The sequence below is a fragment of the Chitinibacter sp. SCUT-21 genome, from assembly GCA_041874755.1.
GTDB lineage: Bacteria > Pseudomonadota > Gammaproteobacteria > Burkholderiales > Chitinibacteraceae > Chitinibacter.
On the sequence record CP102611.1, the window covers coordinates 1,167,603 to 1,191,206 of the forward strand.

The 23,604-nt window shown below is 51.8% G+C and carries 22 protein-coding genes; 7 read left to right on the plus strand and 15 right to left on the minus strand.

The features are described from left to right. Positions 1 to 28: 28 nt before the first annotated feature. The 4 genes from hslV (at position 29) to NT239_05325 (ending at position 3,153) form a co-directional block, all read left to right on the plus strand. Positions 29 to 604: an ATP-dependent protease subunit HslV gene (hslV, locus tag NT239_05310; protein XGA72260.1), complete on the plus strand. Its 576-nt coding sequence runs from the start codon at positions 29 to 31 to the stop codon at positions 602 to 604. Between the two features lie 70 nt (positions 605 to 674). Continuing rightward, positions 675 to 1,643: a biotin--[acetyl-CoA-carboxylase] ligase gene (locus NT239_05315; GenBank protein XGA72261.1), complete on the plus strand. Its 969-nt coding sequence runs from the start codon at positions 675 to 677 to the stop codon at positions 1,641 to 1,643. After that, the gene (locus NT239_05320) at positions 1,640 to 2,407 is read left to right on the plus strand and encodes a type III pantothenate kinase (protein ID XGA72262.1); all 768 of its coding nucleotides are present in this window, start codon (positions 1,640 to 1,642) and stop codon (positions 2,405 to 2,407) included. Before NT239_05315 ends, NT239_05320 begins: the two co-directional genes overlap by 4 nt. Further along, positions 2,404 to 3,153 carry an SPOR domain-containing protein gene (locus NT239_05325; protein ID XGA72263.1) on the plus strand — a complete coding sequence of 250 codons (750 nt, stop codon included), beginning with the start codon at positions 2,404 to 2,406 and terminating at the stop codon, positions 3,151 to 3,153. Before NT239_05320 ends, NT239_05325 begins: the two co-directional genes overlap by 4 nt. Positions 3,154 to 3,218: 65 nt before the next feature. Here the strand turns inward: NT239_05325 and NT239_05330 are convergent, their stop codons facing one another. From NT239_05330 to thiS, 7 genes are all read right to left on the minus strand, one after another. Then, the gene (locus tag NT239_05330) at positions 3,219 to 3,860 is read right to left on the minus strand and encodes a hypothetical protein (protein XGA72264.1); all 642 of its coding nucleotides are present in this window, start codon (positions 3,858 to 3,860) and stop codon (positions 3,219 to 3,221) included. Continuing rightward, on the minus strand, positions 3,857 to 5,092 hold the full coding sequence (locus tag NT239_05335; GenBank protein ID XGA72265.1) for a flagellar assembly protein T N-terminal domain-containing protein: 1,236 nt from the start codon (positions 5,090 to 5,092) through the stop codon (positions 3,857 to 3,859). Before NT239_05335 ends, NT239_05330 begins: the two co-directional genes overlap by 4 nt. 29 nt (positions 5,093 to 5,121) lie before the next feature. Continuing rightward, positions 5,122 to 5,694 carry an LPP20 family lipoprotein gene (locus tag NT239_05340; protein ID XGA72266.1) on the minus strand — a complete coding sequence of 191 codons (573 nt, stop codon included), beginning with the start codon at positions 5,692 to 5,694 and terminating at the stop codon, positions 5,122 to 5,124. Positions 5,695 to 5,864: 170 nt separating this feature from the next. Then, a complete protein-coding gene (gene trmB, locus NT239_05345) occupies positions 5,865 to 6,599 on the minus strand; it encodes a tRNA (guanosine(46)-N7)-methyltransferase TrmB (GenBank protein ID XGA72267.1) in 735 nt (244 codons plus the stop codon). A gap of 123 nt (positions 6,600 to 6,722) precedes the next feature. Then, positions 6,723 to 7,184, minus strand: coding sequence for a GNAT family N-acetyltransferase (locus NT239_05350; protein ID XGA72268.1), 462 nt, complete (start codon positions 7,182 to 7,184; stop codon positions 6,723 to 6,725). A 108-nt stretch (positions 7,185 to 7,292) separates the two neighbouring features. Then, positions 7,293 to 8,081: a thiazole synthase gene (locus NT239_05355; protein ID XGA72269.1), complete on the minus strand. Its 789-nt coding sequence runs from the start codon at positions 8,079 to 8,081 to the stop codon at positions 7,293 to 7,295. A 76-nt stretch (positions 8,082 to 8,157) separates the two neighbouring features. Continuing rightward, positions 8,158 to 8,361 (minus strand): sulfur carrier protein ThiS, encoded by a 204-nt coding sequence (gene thiS, locus NT239_05360; GenBank protein XGA72270.1) that lies wholly within the window; start codon positions 8,359 to 8,361, stop codon positions 8,158 to 8,160. A gap of 270 nt (positions 8,362 to 8,631) precedes the next feature. Here thiS and NT239_05365 point away from each other — a divergent pair, with 270 nt between their 5' ends. Beyond that, complete coding sequence (locus tag NT239_05365; protein ID XGA72271.1) at positions 8,632 to 10,944, plus strand: mechanosensitive ion channel; 2,313 nt, start codon at positions 8,632 to 8,634, stop codon at positions 10,942 to 10,944. A gap of 64 nt (positions 10,945 to 11,008) precedes the next feature. Here the strand turns inward: NT239_05365 and NT239_05370 are convergent, their stop codons facing one another. The 4 genes from NT239_05370 to NT239_05385 all read right to left on the minus strand — a co-directional run bounded on the left by NT239_05370 (position 11,009) and on the right by NT239_05385 (position 15,057). Beyond that, entirely contained in the window at positions 11,009 to 13,198 is a 2,190-nt protein-coding gene (locus NT239_05370) for a bifunctional (p)ppGpp synthetase/guanosine-3',5'-bis(diphosphate) 3'-pyrophosphohydrolase (protein ID XGA72272.1), read from the minus strand. 3 nt (positions 13,199 to 13,201) lie between these two features. Continuing rightward, positions 13,202 to 13,411 carry a DNA-directed RNA polymerase subunit omega gene (gene rpoZ / locus NT239_05375; protein ID XGA72273.1) on the minus strand — a complete coding sequence of 70 codons (210 nt, stop codon included), beginning with the start codon at positions 13,409 to 13,411 and terminating at the stop codon, positions 13,202 to 13,204. Between the two features lie 87 nt (positions 13,412 to 13,498). Next, positions 13,499 to 14,113, minus strand: a complete 615-nt coding sequence (gene gmk / locus NT239_05380; GenBank protein XGA72274.1) for a guanylate kinase — start codon at positions 14,111 to 14,113, stop codon at positions 13,499 to 13,501. 77 nt (positions 14,114 to 14,190) lie between these two features. Beyond that, positions 14,191 to 15,057, minus strand: a complete 867-nt coding sequence (locus NT239_05385; GenBank protein ID XGA72275.1) for a YicC family protein — start codon at positions 15,055 to 15,057, stop codon at positions 14,191 to 14,193. 85 nt (positions 15,058 to 15,142) lie between these two features. Here NT239_05385 and NT239_05390 point away from each other — a divergent pair, with 85 nt between their 5' ends. After that, complete coding sequence (locus tag NT239_05390) at positions 15,143 to 16,111, plus strand: serine/threonine protein kinase (protein XGA72276.1); 969 nt, start codon at positions 15,143 to 15,145, stop codon at positions 16,109 to 16,111. Further along, positions 16,108 to 17,013, plus strand: a complete 906-nt coding sequence (locus NT239_05395) for a protein phosphatase 2C domain-containing protein (GenBank protein ID XGA72277.1) — start codon at positions 16,108 to 16,110, stop codon at positions 17,011 to 17,013. The genes NT239_05390 and NT239_05395 overlap by 4 nt, the downstream gene beginning before the upstream one ends. 105 nt (positions 17,014 to 17,118) lie before the next feature. Here NT239_05395 and NT239_05400 read toward each other — a convergent pair whose 3' ends face one another. The 4 genes from NT239_05400 to NT239_05415 form a co-directional block, all read right to left on the minus strand. Continuing rightward, the gene (locus NT239_05400) at positions 17,119 to 19,413 is read right to left on the minus strand and encodes a PhoX family phosphatase (GenBank protein XGA72278.1); all 2,295 of its coding nucleotides are present in this window, start codon (positions 19,411 to 19,413) and stop codon (positions 17,119 to 17,121) included. Positions 19,414 to 19,605: 192 nt separating this feature from the next. Beyond that, on the minus strand, positions 19,606 to 20,649 hold the full coding sequence (mltG, locus tag NT239_05405; protein ID XGA72279.1) for an endolytic transglycosylase MltG: 1,044 nt from the start codon (positions 20,647 to 20,649) through the stop codon (positions 19,606 to 19,608). After that, complete coding sequence (locus NT239_05410) at positions 20,633 to 22,603, minus strand: ATP-dependent DNA helicase (GenBank protein ID XGA72280.1); 1,971 nt, start codon at positions 22,601 to 22,603, stop codon at positions 20,633 to 20,635. Before NT239_05410 ends, mltG begins: the two co-directional genes overlap by 17 nt. A 137-nt stretch (positions 22,604 to 22,740) precedes the next feature. Then, positions 22,741 to 23,541, minus strand: a complete 801-nt coding sequence (locus NT239_05415) for a dioxygenase (GenBank protein XGA72281.1) — start codon at positions 23,539 to 23,541, stop codon at positions 22,741 to 22,743. Between the last annotated feature and the right edge of the window lie 63 nt (positions 23,542 to 23,604).

Here is a 23,604-nt window from a genome sequence, read left to right on the forward strand (position 1 = left end):
GTATTACTGATTTTTGTTGGAGTGGATTATGGAGCAATTTGACGGCACTACCATCGTCTCGGTTCGTCGTGGCAATCACGTCGCAGTGGGCGGCGATGGGCAAGTGACTTTGGGCAATATTGTGATCAAAGGCACCGCACGCAAGGTGCGTAAACTCTATCGAGATCAAGTCATCGTCGGCTTTGCCGGTGGCACTGCCGATGCATTTACCTTATTTGAGCGCTTTGAATCCAAGCTAGAAAAACACCAAGGCCATTTAACCCGCGCCGCCGTTGAAATGGCCAAAGACTGGCGAACCGACCGCATGTTGCGCCGCCTAGAAGCAATGTTAATCGTCGCCGACCCAAGCGCCACGCTGGTGATTACTGGTAATGGCGACGTGCTCGAACCCGAAGGTGGCATTGCCGCGATTGGTTCCGGTGGCGCATATGCGCAAGCAGCAGCGCGCGCGTTGCTCGACAATACCGATTTGCCGCCCGAAGTTTGCGTCAAAAAAGCGCTCGAAATCGCCGGTGATTTGTGTATTTACACCAATCAAAACCACGTTGTTGAAAGCATGGGCGCTGCGCCCGCGCAATTAACCGACCAAAGCGACGCCGTTTAATCCAGTAGCGGGGCGGCGATTGTGTCCGCCCTCTTTCCCTAAGCGGCGGCATTTCTCGTAAAATGTCGCCATGACCGATCCTATCCGCCTTTTGCGCGAACTTGACGCGCAGCACTTCACCTCTGGTACGGCGATTGCCGAACGTCTGGGTATTTCTCGCGCCAGCGTATCCACTGCGCTGGCACAAGCTGAACAATATGGCATCGTGCTCGAGCGCCGCAGCGGCGTTGGTTATCGACTCAGCCAAGCGATCGATTGGCTTGAAACCGATACAATAACCCAGTATCTACCCAAAGACTCCGTCATTTCTATTGCGGTGAGCAATACCCTTGAATCAAGCAATCGGCAATTACTGAAAAACCCAGTGCACGGCCATGTTTTGGCGGCCGAATGGCAAACAGGCGGGCGCGGCCGGATGGGGCGCCGCTGGCTGGGCGCGTTGGGTGGAGGCTTAATGTTTTCAATCGCTTGGCAATTTAACGGCGGGCCGGCGCAATTGGCCGGTCTTTCGCTCGCGGTCGGCGCAATTGTGGCGCAAACCTTGCGCGATCATGGCGTCGCCGACATCGGTTTAAAGTGGCCCAACGATTTGCTGATTAAACAAGGCGATGATTACGCCAAAGTCGGCGGCATCCTGATCGAAATGCAGGGCGATGCACTCGGACCAGCCCAGGTCGTCATTGGCATCGGGCTCAATCTTGCTTTTCCTAGCCACTGGCAGAGCGAGCTGGAGCAAAACGCCGCCAGTTTGCAAGCTGCGGGCTTAACAGTGGGTCGCAATCAATTACTAGGGCTGCTGCTGGCTGCACTCGAGCTTGGCTTAAGCCAATTTGCGCAGCACGGCTTTGCGCCATTGCGCGCGCAATGGGAGGCCCTGAATGTGTGGCAAAACCAAAGCGTCAACATTATTTCGCCCGATGGCAGTGTGCAGGGCGGCCAATTTTTAGGGCTGGCTGCCGATGGCGCTTTGCGTTTGGGCACTGAACACGGTGAACAATTAATTCACACCGGCGACGTGCGCTTAAGGCGGGCACGATGAGCGACGCCCTCCTCAGTGCTCCAGCAATGGGGCAAACTTTACTGATCGACTTGGGCAACACGCGCATCAAGTGGCGCTTTGGCAATGGCCCAACTTTTGCCGCGGCGACACTCGAAGAATGCTTTGCCGCGTTGTCCAGCTCCGCAGCACCAGCGCAAGTACTGGCCTGTGTCGTCGGCGCAGAAGCGCGTTATCAAGCGGTACGCGACTATTGTCGCCACACTTGGCAAATTGAGCCACAGCGTTTGCAAGTCAGCCGCAATGCCTTGGGCGTGCATAATCATTACGACGATTTAAGCCAGCAAGGTTGCGATCGCTGGGCTGCGGTCCTTGGCGCACGCGCGCAATTTCCAGCTCAAACATTACTCATCGTCTCGGCAGGCACGGCGCTGGTCGTCGATACCTTAACGCAAGACGGCCAGTATTTAGGCGGCACCATCAGCCCGGGCTTAGGCTTAATGAAGCAAGCCCTCTTTCAAGGCACGGCCAAATTGCCACTGGCCGACGGGCAACATCAAGATTTCCCACGCAATACGCACGATGCGATCACCACCGGCTGCCTGCGTGCGATTAAGGGTATTATCCTAGAAAGCATGGATACTCTGGCACAGCAACATATACCCATTGATCAAATTTTGCTATTTGGTGGCGATGCTGCAGCCATACACAGCTTACTTAACGGCAAGGCCAAGACAGTAGATAATCTGGTCCTCGACGGTCTTTACGCCCTGCACTGCGCTGCAGAGGGAGTGTTTACGCAATGAAAGTTATTTTCGCCCTATTGCTGATCGCCAATTTGCTGGTTTTTGGCTGGTTCAAGCTCGACGTGGCGCCGCTGAAAGTTGAAATTCAAAGCCGCGAGAAAAATGCGTCTGCCGTCAAAGTCGTTACAGGGCAATTAGGCAGCACGCCAACCCAAGAACCCGTCGCCTATGCGTCACCAGCCGATGGCACGAGTACCGCCGTGCCGAGCGCCAAGCCAACGCCAGCGGCCAGCGAAGCGCCCAAACCTACGCCAGCGCCGACTGAAGTCGCCAAGGTAGCAGCAGCTGGACACTGCATTCGTTGGACCGGCATTACGGGCGAGCAAATCACTTCGGCGCGAGAGAAACTGCGTGCGCTGGGCATTAGCGCCACCGAAACCAGCAGCGGTGAATCGACCAAAGTATGGGTCTACATGCCGCCATTGGAGAGCATGGAAGTGGCAAAAACCAAAGCAGCCCAATTGGCCGATTTGGGTATTACCGACTACTTTATCGTCAATAATGGCGGTCGCTGGCAAAATGCGATTTCACTGGGTATTTTCAGCACGCGTGAAGCGGGTGAGCGCCATTTAGCTGAGCTACAAGCCAAAGGCGTACGCTCGGCCGTCGTTCGCGACCGCGACGACACCTTAAAGCAAGCAAGCTTTAGTGCCAAAAACGTCAGCGATCAGCAAATGGACAAACTCAATCGCCTGACCCAGCAGTTTAAAGGCTCGGTCTTGCGCGATTTGGCTTGCCCACGTTAATTTTAGGGTGTTAAAAAGCCCTGCTCGGCAGGCGGGCTGGATCGCAAAGCGATATTGCGGCGATTTTATGGGTAGCTGTACTGCTGCCACCGTAGTTCTGGATCACGGACGATATAAATCTCTGGGGCAGGCAAAGCCGCAGGCTTCACCACTGTAGTCTCACCCCAGATTAGTCGCGGTTTATTGGTCGAGCTGTCGCTACTGCCCATCCCATCACCTACCATCTTCGCGGCGGGGAGCACCTTACCAGCTGGTAGCGCATTACTCGGCAAAACACGCACAATACCCGGCGTCACAGGCGAGCTCGTCGTCATTTTTGCTGATGAGCTGTGTGAGCTACCGTGAGAACTCTTTGTGCTATGCGCTGCGCTCCGTGGTGCTTTTGAGGGCACGTACTGGCGCACCGGCGGCGATGTTGGCACGGCACTAGAACCGTATTTTGGCGGAACGTATTGCACAACAGGCGGTTCAGTGGGTTTTGCTGAATGTGTGCTCGTTGTTTCTGTTTGATGTGCTCCAGCCTCGACTTTAGACTTGCTAGCTGGTTTTAGATTATCGACCTGAGTTGGTGGGGCATTTTTAATCGGCGTGTGAACCGATGAAGTCGTTGCCGCCTTCGTCGCAGGTTTAATCTCGCCCGAATGCGCCGCCTCATTAGACCACGATAAACCTGGCAGTATTAACAGCAAAGCTAGACCGTATTTCATTTCTGTCCCCCTCGCCCCACAAAGCGTACATAATCACCGGCCTGAACTTTCGAGCCAGCCATCGCACCGACCGCAAATAATGGCTGCACTTGACTCACGGTGATGTTGCCAACTATTTCCTCGGGTAAACCTAAACTCATTGTGGGTTCAAAACTAGCCGCATCCAGCGGCAGTGCCCCTGGCATCACGCGATACACCTGCATCGTATCGCCCACCGCTACTTTAGAAGTGCCGCCTGCATCAAAATACACTCGCCCTTTTTCTACGCGCGTAATGCGCGCCGAAAATGGAATGCAGCTCACATCTTGGCTAACCCGTGCCGCCCCCTCTGCCAATTTGGCATCAACCAAACGGCCAAAGTCGGTTTCTTTAAATCCTTCGCTACCCATACTCGTAGCGGTATCTTGCACAACGCTACCTGAGGCTTTACCAGCCAAACGGTGACGATTAATCAGAGCCCCTGAAACACCATCAAAAACAAATAACTCGTATTCAAAACGACGCGCAGCTGGCGTGGCTTTTAGGCCAAACTGCGTGAAATTAACTAACGGCACATTCAATTCAATTTTGCGCTCACCGGCGCGAACATCATTGCCATACGTTGTGGTATAGCGCTCGCCGCTAGTCGAGATATCACGAACAATGCCCCCCACAACAAACTGCACTGCATAGCGGCGCGCCATTTCACGTACACGCTCTGGCTGCAAAATAGGATCAACATACTGCGGCAGCAAATCAAACACCGCCTCAGATGGCGCGCGCTGGGCAATATAATTGCCGCTATCGTAAAACTTGCGCACCATTTCCAGCTGCAAGCCTTCTGGAAAACGATCCAGATCGCTCATTTGCGCAGGGCGCTGCACCCAAAAATGAGACACCAAAATCTTGCGTTTATAGTCGGCACCTGTGCACTGTGCTGGTTTTGAACTCACGGCCTCATTACCCTGCACCCGCGCTGCCACAATCGCTGGGTCTACATCAACAATTACATGCAAAAAACCATTGCTTTGCCATTCTTTAACGGTGCGATACTCGCCAATTGGAGCACCTCGAATCTGACTTGATTCCCCCCACTTTTGTCCGCTTTGGCTGCTGGCTTTAACGCTAGCGCCGTTAAATAGCGCGGCATTTTCGAGCGCATCGGCCAAAGCGGCACGTCGGGCTGCTTCAAGCCCTTCTGCTCCTAATGGGGCAATGCCTTCGTGCTGCACAGCATAGGCTTGAGTACTCATCAATCCAACAAAGAATAGGCGTCGTAATATCACAATGCGAGATAGAAATTCTGGCTAGGCTCGACTTTGGTCGAAACGGGTTGCGGAACAACCTTCATTGGCGCGGGCGCGGCAGGCATGGCCTCGCTAGCGCCACTTGGGCTGGCTATTTGGGCTGCGCGGTAAAAATCGCCGCCCAAAGTCAGCTCCAGTGTCGTCTCAAAAGCGCCATCTGGCAATGGGGTGACCGTGACAACTCGCGCTCCACGTAAATGCGATTCTACAAAGGCACGAAAACCATCATTATTAAGCGCCATAGCAGAAACCGTACTATTGCCAGTAATTTTGACGCCAGAAACCATTTCCGCCAAGGTACGGTAAGCATCGAGTTTAGACGCTCTCATGGCTAAGAGGCGGCGTTGCGATGGTGATAAACCATCCATAGTTGGCATCGCGCCATAGCCAACTGCGGTGACTTTACTTGGTAGCACCACGGGAGGATGCGAATCGCCATCTAGATGACTTGCGGTCTTGCTTGGGCTGACACAAGCGCTCAAGGTCACAAGAAATGCGCTTGCCAACGAGAATTTAAGTATTTTTTTTAACTTAGACGTGTGAGGCATACAGCTCTCCTAACGATATCGGTCATGCTTTTTCTACTCTAGCCATCGCGAGATAAAAAGCCAGCGATTCCAGTAAAAACCATCGTCAAAGGTTTACACTGAAATCGCACACTTTTATAGATATCGGCAAATTCACGTCTTTCTGCAGCCCAATTTATGCTGCAAGCAAATTAGTTCTTTTTAAACACCAAATCCCAAACGCCATGGCCCAATTTAATGCCACGGTTTTCAAACTTGGTCAGCGGGCGATAATCCGGGCGCTCTGCATAACCCGTCTCGCTCGTTGCGGTGTTTTGCAGCGCAGGCTCAGCGCTCAATACTTCGAGCATCTGAATCGCATAATCTTCCCAGTCAGTCGCTAAATGCAGGTAGCCGCCGGTTTTAATGCGTGATACCAGTTGTTTAACGAATTCTGGCTTAATCAGACGGCGCTTGTTATGGCGCTTTTTATGCCACGGATCGGGGAAGAAAATATGCGCGCCGTCGAGTGAATCAGGAGTCAGCATGTGTTCGAGCACTTCCACCGCGTCGTGCTGCACGATGCGTAGATTGCTCAAGCCTTGCTCGCCAATCAATTTGAGCAAGCTACCTACGCCCGGCGTATGCACTTCAACGCCCAAAAAGTCGGTGTCGCTGCGCGCAGCAGCAATCGTCGCCGTCGCTTGGCCCATACCAAAACCGATTTCCAATACGCGCGGGGCTGCGCGGCCAAAAGCGGCGTCTAAATCGAGCGCGTTAGGCGTGTAATCGATACAGAATTTCGGGCCGAACTCTTCCAGCGCACGCGCTTGCCCCGTGGATAAATGGCCTTGGCGCAGCACAAAACTGCGGATTGAGCGGCGATGCGGGTTGTCTGCGGTTTCAGCCTGCTCGGCGTGTTGGACTTGTACGTTTTCGGTCGTCATGATTAATCCTTGCAATGCAAAAACGCCGCGCATCCTGTCCTTGCGTGATCAGGCCGCAACGGCGTTTTATTGAATAAGCCACATTTTAATACCGCAACAGCTTTTCACCAAGCACAGGAATTTTTAATTCGCCGCTAGGCTGTAATAGCGGTACACAGTATCGAGCTGATAACCGAGCGATTCGTACAGGGCTTGCGCTTTGGTATTGGTGTGCGCGGTTGAAAGCTCTAACCATGCCGCGCCTGAATCACGTGCGTGTTGCGTCGCTTTATTCATTAACTGGCGCGCCACGCCCTGCTCACGCGCGGCGTCGCTGACAAATAAATCAGAGAGCAGCCAAATACGCTGCGCTGCGATCGAGCTAAAAATCGGGTAAAGCTGGATAAACCCAAGCGCAGCACCAGCGTCGTCCTTCTCATCCAGCGCGAGCAAAATCACCGATTCACGTAAAGCCAAGCGCTCAGCGATAAATGCGCGTGCCGTCGCTAAATCGTAGGCTTGCTCATAAAACACGCGGTATGCCGCAAACAGCGGCGCGATTAAATCTAAATCATCGAGCGAAGCGTAGCGAACAGTAGGCATCATGACATCCAAATAAAAAGGGTATAGCCCCGCAGAATAGTTTGAATCTATCCTGCTGAGCAATACCCTATTGATGCCGATTCAAAAACACTGTGTTTTTGATTTCGCGTTTTACTTCGCGGCGATCAGACCCGAGGTTGGGCTCGATGGATCAGCGCTGTACAGCTTGCGTGGCACGCGACCGGCGAGGAAGGCGTCGCGACCGGCTTGCACCGCTAGTTTCATTGCGCGCGCCATGCGGATTGGGTCTTGCGCGCCGGCAATCGCGGTGTTCATCAAAATACCGTCACAACCGAGTTCCATCGCCACTGCGGCGTCCGATGCGGTACCCACGCCAGCATCGATCAACACCGGCACCTTAGCCGAATCAATAATCAGGCGCAGATTCCACGGGTTCAAAATGCCCATGCCCGAGCCGATTAAGGAGGCCAACGGCATGATCGCGCAGCAGCCGATTTGCTCCAGCTCTTTCGCAATGATCGGATCGTCCGACGTGTACACCATCACGTCAAAACCGTCTTTCACCAGCACTTCCGCCGCTTTCAAGGTTTCACGCACATTTGGATACAGCGTGTTTGGGTCGCCCAACACTTCAAGTTTCACCAAGCGATGGTCGTCGAGCAATTCGCGCGCCAAACGGAGCGTGCGTACCGCGTCGTCGGCGTTGTAGCAGCCGGCGGTATTTGGTAAATAAGTAAATTGCGACGGTGGCAGCGCGTCGAGCAACGAGGGTTGCGATGCATCTTGGCCGATATTGACGCGGCGAATCGCCACGGTAATGATTTCTGCGCCCGATTCATCCACGGCAGCGCGCGTTTGGGCAAAGTCTTTGTATTTACCAGTACCGACAATCAAGCGTGATTGATAGGTTTTACCCGCAATTTGAAAAGTATCACTCATAATCGTTGCCCCTGTTATAAATAGATAGGTATAGCTCTATAGCTCAATCCGGCATTGCCACTCAGGGCAATACATCTTAACCACCGCCGACGGCCACCACCATCTCGAGCACGTCGCCATCAACAAGCTGTATGGTGGCGTGCTGACTTTTCGGCACGATTTCGCCATTGCGCTCAATGGCAATGCGCTTGCCGGTCAGCTCTAATTCGACAATCAATTGGGCCACACTCAGTGGCTCGGCGCATTCACGCGCCGCACCGTTAATAGAAATTTGCATCATGGGGTTAACCTATTTTCGAAGCTGGATATCTCAAAGCACTGAGGCACCGAGAATTCAAGGTGCATAACTGCAACACCTACGGCATACACGGCACGAACAACAAATACTTACTTAAACCGAAAACAAACTTAATTTACAATGCCTGAAGTGTATCATGTGGCTGTGTGGCCACCTTGATTAGACACAGTAAAAACGCAGCACGGATGCATATTTTTCCGATCATTCGGCTCACCTCAACGCCAAAACTCCCCTTACCCTTTGGATTTGCTCATGCTTCAGCGCTTGTTTGCCCTTTCAGTTTTGTTATGTTGCCTGCAAGCGCATGCCATCTCGATACCCGGCTTCTCTGGCTCCAGCATCAGCGCCGAAACGAGCGCCGAGCCAACGGCCTCCAGCAATAACAGCCTCGATGAAAAAATGACGCTGATTCGGCAAAAACTCGAACACGCACAAACGCTGTATGAGCAGCTAAAGCAATCCGACAAAGACAGCGATCCACTGATCTATAACCGTTTGTATTTGTATGAAATACAAATGACGGCTTACCGCCAACACTTGGCGGCGTTAACAGGGCAAAAAGCGCAAGAAGGCTTAGCACAAAAACAAGCACCCGTAGAGACCATTGCAAGCAGTGTATTGGCGATTAATCAGCAGCGACAATCACTGCAAACCAATCAACTGGCGGTGCGCAATTTAATGGCCTTGCTTGAAACACAAGAAGGCTTACTCACCGAGCAGCAAGATGTATTAGCGGACAGCCAAGCGCAGTTGCGGCGCAAAAGCGAAACTTTAGAGCAGGCTAAACCCGAAAATCGTGCGGCCGCCCTCAAAGACGTGCAACTGGCCCAGTTGCAAGTGGAAACTCGCACCGCCGTATTAAAATCGATGGAAGAACGCCAAAAATATACTCGGGCACAATTGCAATTTAGTCGTGAGCAACAAGAAGCACTCGTCCTGGCGCTGAAAGACCAACCATTGCAGCCCAAATTAAACGACAGCGAATTCAAGCAAGTTCAAGCCCAAATCGAGAAACAACGCCAACGAATTAGCAGCCAGATTGCGCGCTTAAGTGATATGAAACAAGAATGGCTCAAACAGGTTGATGAGCTCAGTGCCCAGCGACAAGCCTTGCTCGCAGAAAAAGAGCAATTAGCCAAAAAATCGGCCTCTCGAGTGACCACGCGCAGCGAAGATGATATCAATACCGAATTAAATGAAGTCACCAAATTGGAGCAAATTAATTATTTGCGCCTAGAAAATAACTCATTGAGTATTGGCATCTTGCTCGATGTCTTAAATGGCTACACTCTTGAGCACGCGTTCTGGCAAATGTATTTCAATATCAGCCAGAACATCAATCAGGTTGATCTGAATGACTTTCAGCGCAACACCCTCAAATGGGATGTCCACCTCAGCACTATTTCCTCCGAAGTACAACAAGCGATTACGGTTGCGCAAATGCAAGCGCAACAATTAGAAGATCAGGATGAATTAAGCTTGGTTGAGCGCAAATTATGGCAAGAACGTGCCGAAGTCTTAAGCGAAGCAGCCGCAGAATTATCACGTTTGCGCTTACTGATTCAACGCTGGGGCGAGCAGTTTAACGTTAAAAAAACCGATCAAAGCGTACAAGAACGGGCAGGATTATGGAAAGAACGGCTGCAGAAAAATATTGATGCTTTTTGGCATTACGAATTATTCAGTGTGGCTGACACCTTGCAAGTTGACGGCCAAGTTGTCTCCATCTCGCGCGGCGTAACGGTCGGTAAATTGGTATTTGCCATTCTGCTGATGCTGATCGGCTTCTTCCTTATCCTTAAATTAGCGCATTGGTTTGAAGCTTATTTAATTCGCCGTTTTAACTATCAAGCCATCGTCGTGCGGATCGCAAAACGCTGGATTTTGGCGGTGGCGTTTATTATTTTGCTGATTAATTCGCTACTGCTGGTGCGCATTCCGCTCACCGTGTTTGCCTTTATGGGCGGCGCGATTGCAATTGGTTTAGGCTTTGGTATGCAAACGCTGCTCAAAAACTTAATCAGTGGCTTGATGATGATTTTAGAGCGCCCTTTCAAACCGGGCGATACCGTTGAAGTGGGCAATTTACGCGGCACAGTCGTCGATATGAGCGTGCGTGCCGCCGTGATTCGCGACATTAATGGCATCGAAACACTGGTACCCAACAGCACGTTTCTAGAGCAAAACGTCACCAACTGGACATATAGCAGCAATCTTGTTCGCCAGTCGGTCAAAGTTGGCGTTGCATATGGCAGCGATGTACGACTTGTTTCCAAGTTGCTGGCCGAGGACATCGAACGACACGGGCAAATCTGCAAAGAGCCTCATTATGAAATCTTGCTAGAAGACTTTGGCGCTGATGCCTTGATGTTTGGAGTGCATTACTGGATAGACATCACGGCCGGCACCTTGGGGCGGCAAGTGGCCAGTGATTTACGTTTTATGATTGAAGCGTCACTACGCAAAAACCACATTGAAATTGCCTTCCCACAGCGTGATGTTCATGTGGACATTGCCCAACCGATCGAGTTGAGAATTCAGCGCAATCAAAACAACGCCCAGTAAAAATAAATATGCCCCGACAGGTATCACCAGCCAGGGCAATTCAAATAATGTATAGCAGCAAATACTATGCCCTAACTCGTTGTAGACGATAAACTGTTGGTAGGGCTCGCAGTTTTTTCAAGACTTTGGCCAGATGAATCCTATCGTGCACTTGCAAGGTAAATTGCACGCTCAGATATCGTTCATGAGATTCAACCGAATCGCCCATGCTCACGGCAGCAATATTGGCATCCGCTTCGGCAATCGCTGCGGCGAGCGCTGCCAGCGTTCCTCGCTCGTTTTCGGCCAAAATTTTGATCGGCACGTCAAATAGGCGCGCGACTTCCGGATCCCAATCCACGTCGATCAGTTTTTCCGCATCGATGCGCCCTTTTGATACTTGCGGGCAATCGTGGGTATGCACCACTAAGCCCTGATCTTTCTTCACAAAGCCAAGGATAGGGTCCCCCGGTATTGGGTTGCAGCAACGTGCAAACTGAATCGCCATGCCTTCGGTGCCACGAATCGACACCGACATTGGTTTTTTGCCTTGGCGGCCTTCGTCCGACCACATGCCCGCCAATTGCAACAAACGCTTGGCGACGACCATCGCCAATTTTTGCCCCAAGCCGACATCGGCCAATACTGCTTCGCGTGATTTTTCACCGCTTTCGCGCAGGTATTTTTCCCAGATATCGTCATTCACATGCAGCGGCTGATGCAAGGCCGAGAACGCTTGATTAAGCAAACGCTCGCCCAAATGCACCGACTCGTCAAAACGCATTGTTTTCAAGAAATGGCGAATTTGCGAGCGCGCTTTGCCGGTGGTGACAAACGCCAACCAGCTTGGATTCGGTCGCGCATGCGCCGCCATCACCACTTCGATATGGTCGCCATTTTTTAATTTGGTACGCAGCGGCACCAGCTCGTGATTGACCTTGGCGGCAATACAGCCATGGCCGACGTCGGTGTGCACCGCGTAGGCAAAATCGACACAAGTCGCACCGTTGGGCAGGCTAAGAATCTTGCCTTTAGGCGTAAACACATACACCTGATCGGGGAACAGATCGACTTTCAGATGCTCCAGAAACTCAACCGCATCGCCCGATTCGACTTGTAGCTCCAACAGAGATTGCAGCCATTGATGCGTTTTTTGCTGCACATCAGAAAAACCTTCGTCGCCACTTTTATACATCCAGTGGCTCGCGACGCCCGCATCGGCGATGCGATGCATTTCTGGCGTGCGAATTTGCACTTCAATCGGCGTACCGTAGGGGCCAAACAAGGTCGTATGTAGACTTTGGTAGCCATTGCTTTTGGCAATCGCAATGTAATCTTTAAATTTGCCCGGAATCGGCTTAAACAGCGCATGCAAAGCGCCGAGCGTTAAATAGCAATGCGCGTTGTCTTTCACGATGACGCGAAACGCGTAAATATCCAAAACCTCAGAAAAACTCAGGTGTTTTTCGACCATCTTGCGATAAATCGAAAACAAGTTTTTCTCCCGCCCCGACACTTGCGCCTCAATTTGATGGGCAGCCAATTTGCTATTAATCGAGTCGAGGATTTTTTGCACTACCTCGCGGCGATTGCCACGTGCGGCTTTGAGCGCTTTGGACAACACATGATGCCGGCGCGGGTGCATATATTTAAATGCCAGATCGTCCAATTCTTGGTAAACGGCATTTAAACCGATGCGATTGGCAATCGGTGCGTAGATTTCCATCGTTTCGCGCGCGATGCGTTTTTGCTTATCCGCACGCATCGAATCCATCGTGCGCATATTGTGCAAGCGATCGGCCAATTTAATCAGCATCACGCGCATATCGCGCGCCATCGCTAGCAGCATTTTGCGAAAGTTTTCCGCCTGTGCTTCTTCTTTGCTTTGGAATTCCAGCTTGTCGATTTTGCTCATGCCATCGACCAGCTCAGCGACTGCTTTGCCGTATTTCTCGGTTAATTCAAGCTTGGTAACGCCGCTATCTTCCATCACATCGTGGAGCAGTGCACCAGCTAGCGCCTGCGCATCAAGTTTCCATTGCGTCAGAATCGTCGCAACGGCCAATGGATGGGAAATATAGGGTTCACCCGAGCGACGCATTTGGCCGCGATGGGCGTTTTCCGCAAACAAAAAAGCCGCCCGTAACATCTGGCGGTCTTCTTGTTTAAGGTAAGCAGTATGCTCGGTGAGGAAGCGATTCGCTTCCTCAATCACTTCAGGTGCACTCGCTAAAGCAGGCACGTCCTCGATGGTGAGTACCGAGTCTACGCTCATAAATTAACCGCGATTGCGAGTCAGAATTTCAACCCCAACGAGGCCTGCTGCCATTTCGCGCAAAGCCAAAACGGTTGGTTTATCGCGGCCGTTGTTATCCACTTGCGGCGATGAACCATTTTCGAGTTGGCGAGCACGGTATGCTGCAGCCAAAGTCAAATCGAAACGGTTTGGAATACGATCCAGACAATCTTCAACCGTGATACGCGCCATAATTTACTCTCCGAAATACCAAATACGGGTGCGCTATCGAACAAAATCCAATAGCGAAACCGCCGATTATATCATCTTGCGCCGATTTTAGCCTTTCAGGCTTGAAATCAAAGCGGTATGACGTTTTGATTGTTGCGCCAAATTCAAACGCGCAGCGCGCACTACGGCCACGATATCGCGTACCGCGTCGTCGATGTGCCCGTTGACGATCACAAAATCGAACTCATCGACATGACTGCACTCTTCGCGCGCCACGGCCATCCGTTTCGCGATTACTTCTTCACTGTCTTTACCACGATTGCGCAAACGGTTTTCCAAAGTTTCCAGCGAAGGTGGCAACACAAACAGGCCGATCGCATCGGGGAATAAACGACGCACTTGTTGTGCGCCTTGCCAGTCGATTTCCAGCAAAATATCGCGGCCATTTTGAATCACATCATTGATCCAAACTTGCGATGTACCGTAGTAATTACCGTACACCTCGGCATGCTCGAGCAACTCACCCGCGGCAATCATGCGCTCGAATTCGGCGCGTTCAACAAAGTGGTAATCTTTACCATCCACCTCGCCCGCACGTGGCGCACGCGTGGTGTATGAAATTGACAGCTGAACATTGGCATCAGCCGCCAGCAGCGCAGCCACTAAAGTGGTCTTTCCTGCGCCAGATGGGGCGGTTACAACAAATAAATTACCTTTGGCCATGTCTGGCTCCATTTGCATAAGTTGGGCTTAGTATAAGTGAACAGGTCTCGATCAGAAAACCTATCCCAGCTAATCAATTACTCAATATTTTGAATTTGCTCGCGCATTTGCTCGATCAGCACTTTCAACGTCATTGCGACTTTAGTTGTATCGACTGAAATTGATTTCGAGCCGAAGGTATTCGCTTCGCGGTTGAGCTCTTGCATCAGAAAATCTAAACGTTTGCCGGCGTTTCCGCCGGTTTTCACGATACGGCGTAATTCTGCGATGTGTGTGTGCAGGCGATCCACTTCTTCTTGGACATCGATTTTTTGGGCAAACAGCACCATTTCTTGGCGAATTCTATCGTCATCCGCTGTACCAATAGCATCAACAAAACGCTGCTTGAGTTTCGCTTCATACTCTTCAACAATTTGCGGTAAACGCGGTTTGATTTGCGCGAGCACATCTTCCATTTCGTCGGCACGCGCCAGCAAAATGGCGCCTAATTTTTCACCTTCACGAGCGCGGGATGCCAGAAAATCATCAAGCGCTAAATCTAACAGCTCTAACGCCGTGCTTTGCAGAATTTCACTTGGCAACGCGTCCGATTCAATCACACCGGGCCAGCGCAAAATTTCACCCATCCGCAAATCACCTGCAGTTGCTTGATGCTCCTTGACTTGGTCTGCAAGCCTTAATAATTCAGCGACCAAAGCGTTGTTTAGACGCAACTGGCTTACTGCCCCGTCTTTTGTGCCCCAGCTCACACGGCATTCGAGCTTGCCGCGATTGAGGCGCCCTGTGAGCTTTTCGCGGATAGCGCCTTCCAGTGCACGAAATTCCTCTGGTAAACGTAGACTTAGATCCAAAAACCGATGATTGACGGCCCGCAACTCAACGGCTAAAACACCATGCGATAATTCACGTTGACTACTGGCGTAGCCGGTCATGCTATAAATCATAAATATCCTTTGTAAGAAGCCGCTTTACAATTGCCAAGTCGCGACACACAATTCATTGATAACCCGATTATAACGAAAGCCAAGCATGGCCACCCCTAGCAATCAACCGCTTTCACGCGGCTTCCAACTGCAAAACTATACGATTGCCAAGCTACTCTCAGCCGGCGGCTTTAGTATTGTCTATTTAGCGCACGATGAAAACGACTATCCGGTCGCGATCAAAGAATATTTGCCCAACTCGCTCGCGCTGCGCAAAGAAGGCGTCGCAGTGCAAGCTACCAGTGATGAAAACATCGCGCTGTTTCGCCATGGCCTGAAATGCTTTTTTGAAGAAGGCAAAACGCTGGCGCGTATTCAGCACCCTAATATCGTCCGCGTACTAAATTTTTTCCGCGCCAATGAAACCGTGTATATGGTGATGGAATACGAGCGCGGCCGCACTTTGCAAAAAGAGATTCAGCTCAATCACGAGCGCGAAGGCGTCGACGAAAAGCTCATTCGCAGCGTGTTTTATAATTTGCTCAATGGCTTGCGTGAAGTTCATCTGAACAAGCTGCTGCATTTGGATATCAAGCCCGCGAATATTTACATCCGCAAAGATGGCTCGCCGGTATTACTCGATTTTGGCTCGGCACGTCAAACGCTGACCACCGAACATTCACGCCTGACACCGATGTACACGCCGGGCTTTGCTGCGCCGGAACAATATCGCCGCAAAGATCAGCTCGGCCCGTGGACCGACATTTATGGTGTAGGCGCATCGATGTTTGCCTGCATTGCGGGTACCGCACCACAAGCGTCAGATGCACGCGAAAAAGAAGATAAAGTTCAGCGCCTTGAATTGATGTATGGCGATCGCTACTCGCCCGAACTACTTAATTTGATTCATCAGTGCATCGCAGTTGATCCAACTGAACGGCCACAAAGTGTGCTGCAAATTCAGAAAGCTTTGCTTGAGACCGGTTCACCCCCCAATAAAAAGTCGAATTTCTTGAATTCCATCAAACGTCGATGGCAAGATTTGACCCGCCCAAAGCGCAAAGGTGACGAATGAAATTTACCGTCTTTCAAGATAGCCGCAAGGGTGGCCGTGAATACAATCAAGACCGCGTTGGCTATTCCTACAGTCGCGATGCTTTACTGCTGGTCGTGGCCGACGGCATGGGCGGCCATTTGCACGGTGAAGTGGCAGCACAAATCACCGTCGAATTGCTCAGCGATCAGTTTCAAAAGAAAGCCACACCAATTATTCAAAGCCCAGTGCAGTTTTTAGCCGACGCGCTACTCAATTGCCACGAAGCCATTTACAACTACGCGATTGCGCAGCACTTATTGGAAATTCCGCGCACCACGGTAGTGGCGTGCATTATCCAAGACGAAATGGCGTATTGGGCGCACGTTGGCGATTCACGGCTGTATTTAATTCGCGATGGTTTTACCGTTGCCCAAACGAGAGATCATTCTAAGGTACAAAAGCTGGTTGAATCGGGCGTAATCACGTCCGAGCAGGCGCTACATCACGCCGAAAAGAACAAAATCTACAATTGTCTTGGCGGCACCTTAATGCCCGATATTGATATTGGCGGGCGTGTAGCACTGCAGGATGGCGATTGTGTCTTGCTTTGCACCGATGGTTTATGGGGCTCGCTAGCGGATGATGAAATCACGCATTTCTTAAGTTCTTTCCCCGTGATGTTTGCCGTACCGCAATTACTTGATAAGGCAGAATTGCGCGGTGGCAAATTTGGCGATAACTTGACTGCACTCGCAATCAATTGGCACGAAAGTGATTTTCACGATGACCCTAGCTTTGTCTCGACCGTCAAACTCGATCAGAACACTGTCAGCACCCATATCGACCCACTAAGCGCCAACTCGACCCCGGCGATTAGCGATGAAGACATTGAAAAAGCCATTGCTGAAATACAGGCCGCCATCAATAAATATTCAAAATAAGGCCAGTATATCCAGCTAAGCCATGTAAAAATTAGCACCCAAAGCAATACCCAACAAAAACGCCCCGATCATTCGGGGCGTTTGGCTTTGCAACTCACTCAAAGATTAAGAACCGATACGACCACCATCATCTTTGGTAATCACAATCGTTGCGGAACGTGGCCGGTTGCCCGCGCCGTAGCCAGCATTACTTGGCCATTGGCTGGTGTATTTGCTTGGGTCCGCAATATCAGCCATACGCGTGCCTTCACCTGGGTGCTGAATATTGATAAAGATGGCTTTGCCATCAGGCGTTTCGCACAAGCCGGTAATTTCACAATCTTTCGGGCCGACCAAAAAGCGCTTCAGCGTATCAGCCGTTGGCGCAGCACCAACTTGTGTCGTGACGTTCAACTGGCTGGTATCGGCCTTGGTATAGCTTAGCGTTTTGCTCGTACCATCACCCACTTTGCCAGGAATCGCCGCCAACATCATGCAGTTCGTTACATCGGTGTAGGCGCCATCATCGGTTTGAATCCAGCAAATGCCGGTGTTTTTGCTAAACGCCAGACCATCAGGCGATGAAAAATCTTGATCGTCAGTGAGATTGGATAGATTAATCGTCGCTTTATCCATATCCGCTTCAGCGCCAAACAAATATACATCCCACGTAAAGCTCGTAACTGCAGCGCCTTCTTTGGTGCGCAAGATATGGCCATTTGGGTTGCCCTTGGCTTTATTGCCATCACTATCGGCGTATGCACGTGGGTTGGCGCTGTCGGGTACCAATTTCGAGCCTGAAGCCGCGTTAATATCGCGGTTGCTATTATTGGTCAGCGTTTGGTAGTACTCGCCCGTCACTGGGTGTACGCCGCCCCACTCAGGTCTATCCATTTTCGTGGCGCCCACCGCATCAGCCGCCAAGCGAGTATTGACGCAAATATCTGCGTAATCAGCAAAAGTGTAAGTGGCGTAGTTTTTAATCAGCGGATTATTGAGCGAAAGTTCAATCCACTCACCGCTGCCATCGGCGTTAAATTTCGCCACATACAAAGTACCGTCGTTCAGGTATTTGTCGCCGGTCGCGATCCGATCACTTGGGTTTGCATCGGCCGCAGACCACAAGGCTTTAGACACAAACTTGTACATGTATTCATTGCGCGAATCATCGCCCAAATACACCGTCAGTGGTTTACCGACGACAGGCAGACCAAATGCAGCGCTTTCATGTGCGAAACGACCCAAGGCGGTGCGTTTTTTCAGCACTTTGCTTTTATCGTACGGGTCCATTTCGATGATATAGCCTTGGCCATTCATTTCATTGCGATAATCATCGATGCCATCGATTGACGCGCCGATTTTGCTGATGTTCCAGCGCGCATATTTATCATCGCTGCCGCCCGTTTCCCAACCATGGCGTGAAGCAGAGCCCGCGTTGCGGCCATAGCGTTTGAGCGCAACGACGCTCTTGTCGCCGCGATTGGTGTCATCAGCAGCTACGCGGTAGAAGTAACCCGACCAATTCTCTTCACCCGACAAATACGTGCCCCAAGGCGATTTGCCGCAACCACAGTTATTAATCGTGCCACGTGTTTTCGTGCCATCGGTCGAATATTTGGTTTTGAGCAAAGCATTACCGCGCGCGGGGCCAGCGATTTCTACGTCGCTCAATGGTGTAACGCGGCGGTTAAAGGCAGAAGCTGGCACGCTAGCCCATTTACCGCCGGTGGTTTTAACTTCAACCACAGACAAACCATGAATTGCGACTTCTTTGTCGACTTCAGCCGCTGGGCGCGGCAAAGAGGCTGTGCCACCAGTCGCATGAATAAAGAACGATGATTTGTTCTCATCGGTGGTTGCTTCATGGTTCATCGCCAACAAGCCGCGATCTGCTGCACTTATTGAAGGTTTGCCGGCCGCATCTAAGCCAAACCATTCCATCCCGTCATGATGATCACCAGCGCGGTTGTCAAAATCTGCATCAGTACCATCGTTTTTGTACGCGCTTGTAGCTGCTGTCAGCGGATCGCCCAAGGCATAAATAATTTGATAGCTGTAGCCGCTTGGGATCGTCACTTTATCCAAGGTATTTTTTGCCACCGCACCAAAACCTAGGCGACTAACAATCGGATTAGGCGGTGCGCTTGGCAGCGGCGCACTCGGCGTTGCAGTTGGAATAGCAGCGGGCGTTGAGCCAGGGATAGCACTCGGCGTGGCAACGCTAGTCAGGGTATTACCGCCCACTAGCTCCCCCGAAGAACAACCGACCAAACCCAGCCCCATCCCGCCAAGCACAGCGGCGCCTGAGAGGGTTTTACCTAAAAAGCCGCGACGATTGAGGCGCTGCTCTAAGATAGCGTCAAACGTCGGGTTAGCTGAGTGGTTAGAATTTTCATCATTAAAATGATTAGACTTAGACATTTCGCGTAAATCGCCTTAGCGGTAAAAAAGCGCCACTCTAAAGTCTAAAAATGACAACCATTCTTCATATTGATGACGGTTTGACGACAGCTTTGATTGCTGTTTTAAAACAAGCGTTTAGCAATTCTAGGTATTTTCCCTAGCTCGGCCATAAAAGAAAGCTAAAGACCGAACAAAGAAATGAATCAATCACTAACGTCCTAAGTATTTGCGCACCGCGGCATTATGCTCATCAAGGGTATTTGAAAATTGGCTATACCCATCACCGCGTGCAACAAAATACAGGGCAGAGGTATCGGCTGGCTGCACCGCAGCGCGCAGCGCGGCTTCGCCAACCATCGCAATCGGCGTTGGCGTTAAGCCGTGGCGCGTGTAGGTGTTGTACGGCGTATCGGTGCGCAAGTGCGCCTTGGTAATATCACCGTCAAACGCCGCGCCAACACCATAAATCACCGCTGGATCGGTCTGCAAGCGCATACCAAGCTTGAGGCGATTGATAAACACGCCCGCCACCAGCGGTCTATCGCTGGCTTTGCCGGTTTCTTTTTCGATTAAAGACGCCATAATCAGCACTTCATACGGGTCTTTCAGCGGCAAGCCTTCTTTACGCATCGCCCATGCTTCATCCAATTTTTGCTGCAAACGGCGATTGGCGCGCGCGAGTAATTTCAAATCGGAACTACCCGCTTCGATCTGGTAGGTATCGGGGAAAAACAGCCCTTCCGGCGAGCTGGCGCTCACACCGAGCTGCGCCAAAATCTCGGCATCGGTCATCTTGGCCGTATCGTGCTTCAGTTGCGGATGCGCGTTCAGCACCTTGCGCACATCGCGCCAATTCCAGCCTTCGACAATCGTCACGACCAAATCGTCGGTGTCGCCCTTGGTCAATTTGCGCAATAACAGCCACGGCGAAATATCGGCGCTGATGCGATAGCGCCCGGCTTTCAATTGCGTGTCTTTGCCGCTGATGCGCGCCATCCACACAAACAGCGTTGGCGAATCAATCGCGCCCTGCTCTTTCAGTTGATTGGCCAAGTTTTGCACGCCCCCCGGCTGCAACACCACTGCGCCGGCTGCTGGTTTGGGCTGCGCCTCGGTCGCCCAGCTATACAGCCACGCCCCACTGAGCGCCAGCGCCAAGAACACGATCAGCACGCCAAAACCGAGCACGCGCGCCCAGATTGATGGCGCTGATTTTTTAGTTGTTACTGTTTTTGAATTACGCTTCGTCGCCACTTTGTTCCATACCTTGCTGCATTTTTTCGGCTTGTTTTACTGCATAAAATTTTTGCACATTCGCCAGCTCGCGCGATCTAAACATCGGTGGCAGGCTGCGCCAGATCATTTTGCCGTATTGTTTCTCAACGAGGCGCGTATCCGCAATCATCAAGATCCCAATATCACTTTCATCGCGAATCAAGCGCCCCGCACCCTGTTTTAGCGTAATCGTCGCATTCGGCAATTGGTAATCCATAAACGGGCTGCGCCCGGCCTTGGTAATCTGCTCCATCCGCGCCGACAATACCGGATCATCCGGTGGAGAGAACGGTAGCTTATCGATGACGACCAAGGATAATTGTTCCCCGCGCACGTCGATGCCTTCCCAAAACGTTTGGCTGGCGACCAAAATCGCGTTCGGCGCGCGGCGGAACTGATCCAATAATTCGGTGCGCGATGTGGTGCCTTGCAAAAACACCGGCCAATCCAGATTCGCGTCTTTCAGTTTTTCCAGCACCAGCTCGTGCGCTTCGCGCATCGCTTTCAAGCTGGTAAATAGCAAGAAGGCGTGGCCTTGCGTCGACTGCAATAATGGCCACGCTTTTTCAACCACGGCATGGGTATAGCCCGGTGTATTAGGATTGGGCATGTCTTGCGGCACATACAGTACTGCCTGCTGCTTGTAATCGAATGGGCTATCCCACGTCGCGGTCTCGGCTTTCCATAAGCCCAGCTCGTGCTGGAAATGCGTAAACTGATTATTCACCGCCAGCGTCGCCGAGGCGAAAATCCACGCACGCGGGTTCATATTGATTTGTTTTTGGAATAAATCGGCGATATTCAGTGGCGTCACGTGCAGCAAAAAGCTGTGCTGCGTGACGTCGATCCAATGCACCGTTTCCTTGCTGTCTTCCTCGAGCCAATGATCGAGCAGCGTCAACATCTCAGAAGCACGCTGCTGGCATTTCTCCAGCCCTTCGGCACGCTCGGCCTGTTTGGCGAGCAATTGCGCGACGGTTTTGAGCTTGTCTTTCATTACACCGAGTTGCGTAAAAAACTCGCCAAACCGATCTTTCAATTCATGCTGCGGCAGGCGCAGCGGCTCTTTAAAAACGAGGCGCACGTCTTTAGCGGCTTTTTCCAGCGCCTCGGCCGCGTTCGGCAATTCGATAAAATCTTTCGCGACCACCAGCGCTTCGGCGCGCGCGTCACGCGCTAATTCAACCACTTGGCCGCTGGTCAGCGTATCGCCAAAAAACAGGCTCGCGACCTCGGGCAATTGGTGCGCCTCGTCAAAAATCACCGTATTGCACGCTGGCAGCAGCTCGCCCGCACCTTCGTCGCGCAGCCAAACGTCGGCAAAAAACAGGTGGTGATTCACGACGACGACGTCGGCTTCCTGCGCTTCGCGCCGCGCTTTGAGCACGAAACAGTCTTTGTGGCTCGGGCAATCTTGGCCCAAGCAGTTATCGCGCGTGCTGGTCACGTAAGACCAAATCGGCGCGTCTTCCGGCACGCCTTGGCATTGCGCCTTATCGCCCGACTGCGTACTGCCCGCGTAGCGTTTAACCTTTTGCAGATCGACGACGTCCTCGCGGCGCATAAAGCGGCCTTCGTGCTCGGCGCGCTCGAGGTGATAGTGGCAAACGTAGTTGGAACGCCCTTTCAGCAACGCCACCGTCACCGGCACTTTCAGCACATCACGAACGCTGGGAATATCGCGATTAAACAGCTGATCTTGCAGCGTTTTAGTACCAGTCGACACAATCGTTTTGCCGCCCGACAGCAGCGCCGGCACTAAATAGGAAAACGTTTTGCCCGTGCCCGTCCCCGCCTCGGCAATCAGCTGGCCGTGCCTATCGATGGCCTTGGCGACGGCTTGTGCCATTTCCAGCTGCGGCTGGCGCAATTTATAGCCGGGAAAAGCCACAGAAAACGGGCCATCGTTGGCAAAAGCTTCTTCAAGAGTCATGGGTCATGGACAACAAGGGCGCACAAAGCAGGGAGAGCAGATTGTAGCAGCCAGCCTTGGCCTAGGGTGGATTAGGCCGCTCGCAATGATAAAAAACATGCGAAGGCAAGTCGGCCGTCATCCACCACAGCGCACAATCACGGCCAATTAAAACCAATCACATCCATCCCCAACACACCCAATTCGATGCTTTGGTGCAGCGGCGTTATGCTAGCAGCGTCACCCGCCGCAGCGCGGGCGATCAGCAGCGGCAAGAAATGCTCAGACGTTGGATGCGCGCGGCGCGCGTGGCGCAGACCATTTTGCCAATTTAACCAGAAATCTTTTCCTTGGGTATTGAGCGCCGCATAGCTATCAGCAATGAATTCAGACGCATACTGCTCTACCGTATATTCACCGCTCGCTGATTGCATCCGACAAAACGCATCGCGCAGATTGTGCGTGATACTGCCCGAGGTTATCAGCAACACGTCGTTGGGCAAAATTTGATTAAGTCGCTCACCCAGCAGCCAATGCGCGGCGTTATCCATATGTTGCGACAGCGAAATCGTAATCAGCGGCACATCGGCGTTTGGGTAAATCAATTTCAGCGGCACCCACGCGCCATGATCAATCGCTGAGTCGTCACTGACCGCGACTGTTTCGCCCAAATCAGCTAAACCCTGCGCAATCTGCAACGCCAAGGCCGGATCACCCTTGGGGCGATATTGCATTTGGTACAGTTCAGCCGGAAAGCCGCCAAAGTCATGCCATTCCTGCCAGTTAGCCGCCGTACCAACCACCGTTTGGCGAGCGATATTGTGCGCCGAAATCAACACAATCGCGCGCGGGCGTGGCATGGTTTGGCTCAATTGCGCCAGAAAGTGCCGCGCCGGAATATCGTCAATCACCAAAGTCGGCGCACCGTGGCTAATAAATAGACTGCGTAATTTTCGCATCACTTGCTCCATATTGTTTGATTCAATGATACGGGCAAGGCGAATGCGGCGCGGTGAAGAGTT

Coding starts and splice junctions, on each gene's coding strand:
- NT239_05350 (XGA72268.1), bottom strand. CDS start 7,184: ATGATGCCTACTGTTCGCTACGCTTCGCTCGATGATTTAGATTTAATC.
- thiS (XGA72270.1), bottom strand. CDS start 8,361: ATGATGCAAATTTCTATTAACGGTGCGGCGCGTGAATGCGCCGAGCCA.
- NT239_05395 (XGA72277.1), top strand. CDS start 16,108: ATGAAATTTACCGTCTTTCAAGATAGCCGCAAGGGTGGCCGTGAATAC.
- hslV (XGA72260.1), top strand. CDS start 29: ATGGAGCAATTTGACGGCACTACCATCGTCTCGGTTCGTCGTGGCAAT.
- rpoZ (XGA72273.1), bottom strand. CDS start 13,411: ATGGCGCGTATCACGGTTGAAGATTGTCTGGATCGTATTCCAAACCGT.
- NT239_05410 (XGA72280.1), bottom strand. CDS start 22,603: ATGACTCTTGAAGAAGCTTTTGCCAACGATGGCCCGTTTTCTGTGGCT.
- NT239_05340 (XGA72266.1), bottom strand. CDS start 5,694: ATGCCTCACACGTCTAAGTTAAAAAAAATACTTAAATTCTCGTTGGCA.
- NT239_05400 (XGA72278.1), bottom strand. CDS start 19,413: ATGTCTAAGTCTAATCATTTTAATGATGAAAATTCTAACCACTCAGCT.
- trmB (XGA72267.1), bottom strand. CDS start 6,599: ATGACGACCGAAAACGTACAAGTCCAACACGCCGAGCAGGCTGAAACC.
- NT239_05330 (XGA72264.1), bottom strand. CDS start 3,860: ATGAAATACGGTCTAGCTTTGCTGTTAATACTGCCAGGTTTATCGTGG.
- NT239_05355 (XGA72269.1), bottom strand. CDS start 8,081: ATGAGTGATACTTTTCAAATTGCGGGTAAAACCTATCAATCACGCTTG.
- NT239_05415 (XGA72281.1), bottom strand. CDS start 23,541: ATGCGAAAATTACGCAGTCTATTTATTAGCCACGGTGCGCCGACTTTG.
- NT239_05335 (XGA72265.1), bottom strand. CDS start 5,092: ATGAGTACTCAAGCCTATGCTGTGCAGCACGAAGGCATTGCCCCATTA.
- NT239_05370 (XGA72272.1), bottom strand. CDS start 13,198: ATGAGCGTAGACTCGGTACTCACCATCGAGGACGTGCCTGCTTTAGCG.
- NT239_05365 (XGA72271.1), top strand. CDS start 8,632: ATGCTTCAGCGCTTGTTTGCCCTTTCAGTTTTGTTATGTTGCCTGCAA.
- NT239_05315 (XGA72261.1), top strand. CDS start 675: ATGACCGATCCTATCCGCCTTTTGCGCGAACTTGACGCGCAGCACTTC.
- NT239_05385 (XGA72275.1), bottom strand. CDS start 15,057: ATGATTTATAGCATGACCGGCTACGCCAGTAGTCAACGTGAATTATCG.
- NT239_05320 (XGA72262.1), top strand. CDS start 1,640: ATGAGCGACGCCCTCCTCAGTGCTCCAGCAATGGGGCAAACTTTACTG.
- gmk (XGA72274.1), bottom strand. CDS start 14,113: ATGGCCAAAGGTAATTTATTTGTTGTAACCGCCCCATCTGGCGCAGGA.
- NT239_05325 (XGA72263.1), top strand. CDS start 2,404: ATGAAAGTTATTTTCGCCCTATTGCTGATCGCCAATTTGCTGGTTTTT.
- NT239_05390 (XGA72276.1), top strand. CDS start 15,143: ATGGCCACCCCTAGCAATCAACCGCTTTCACGCGGCTTCCAACTGCAA.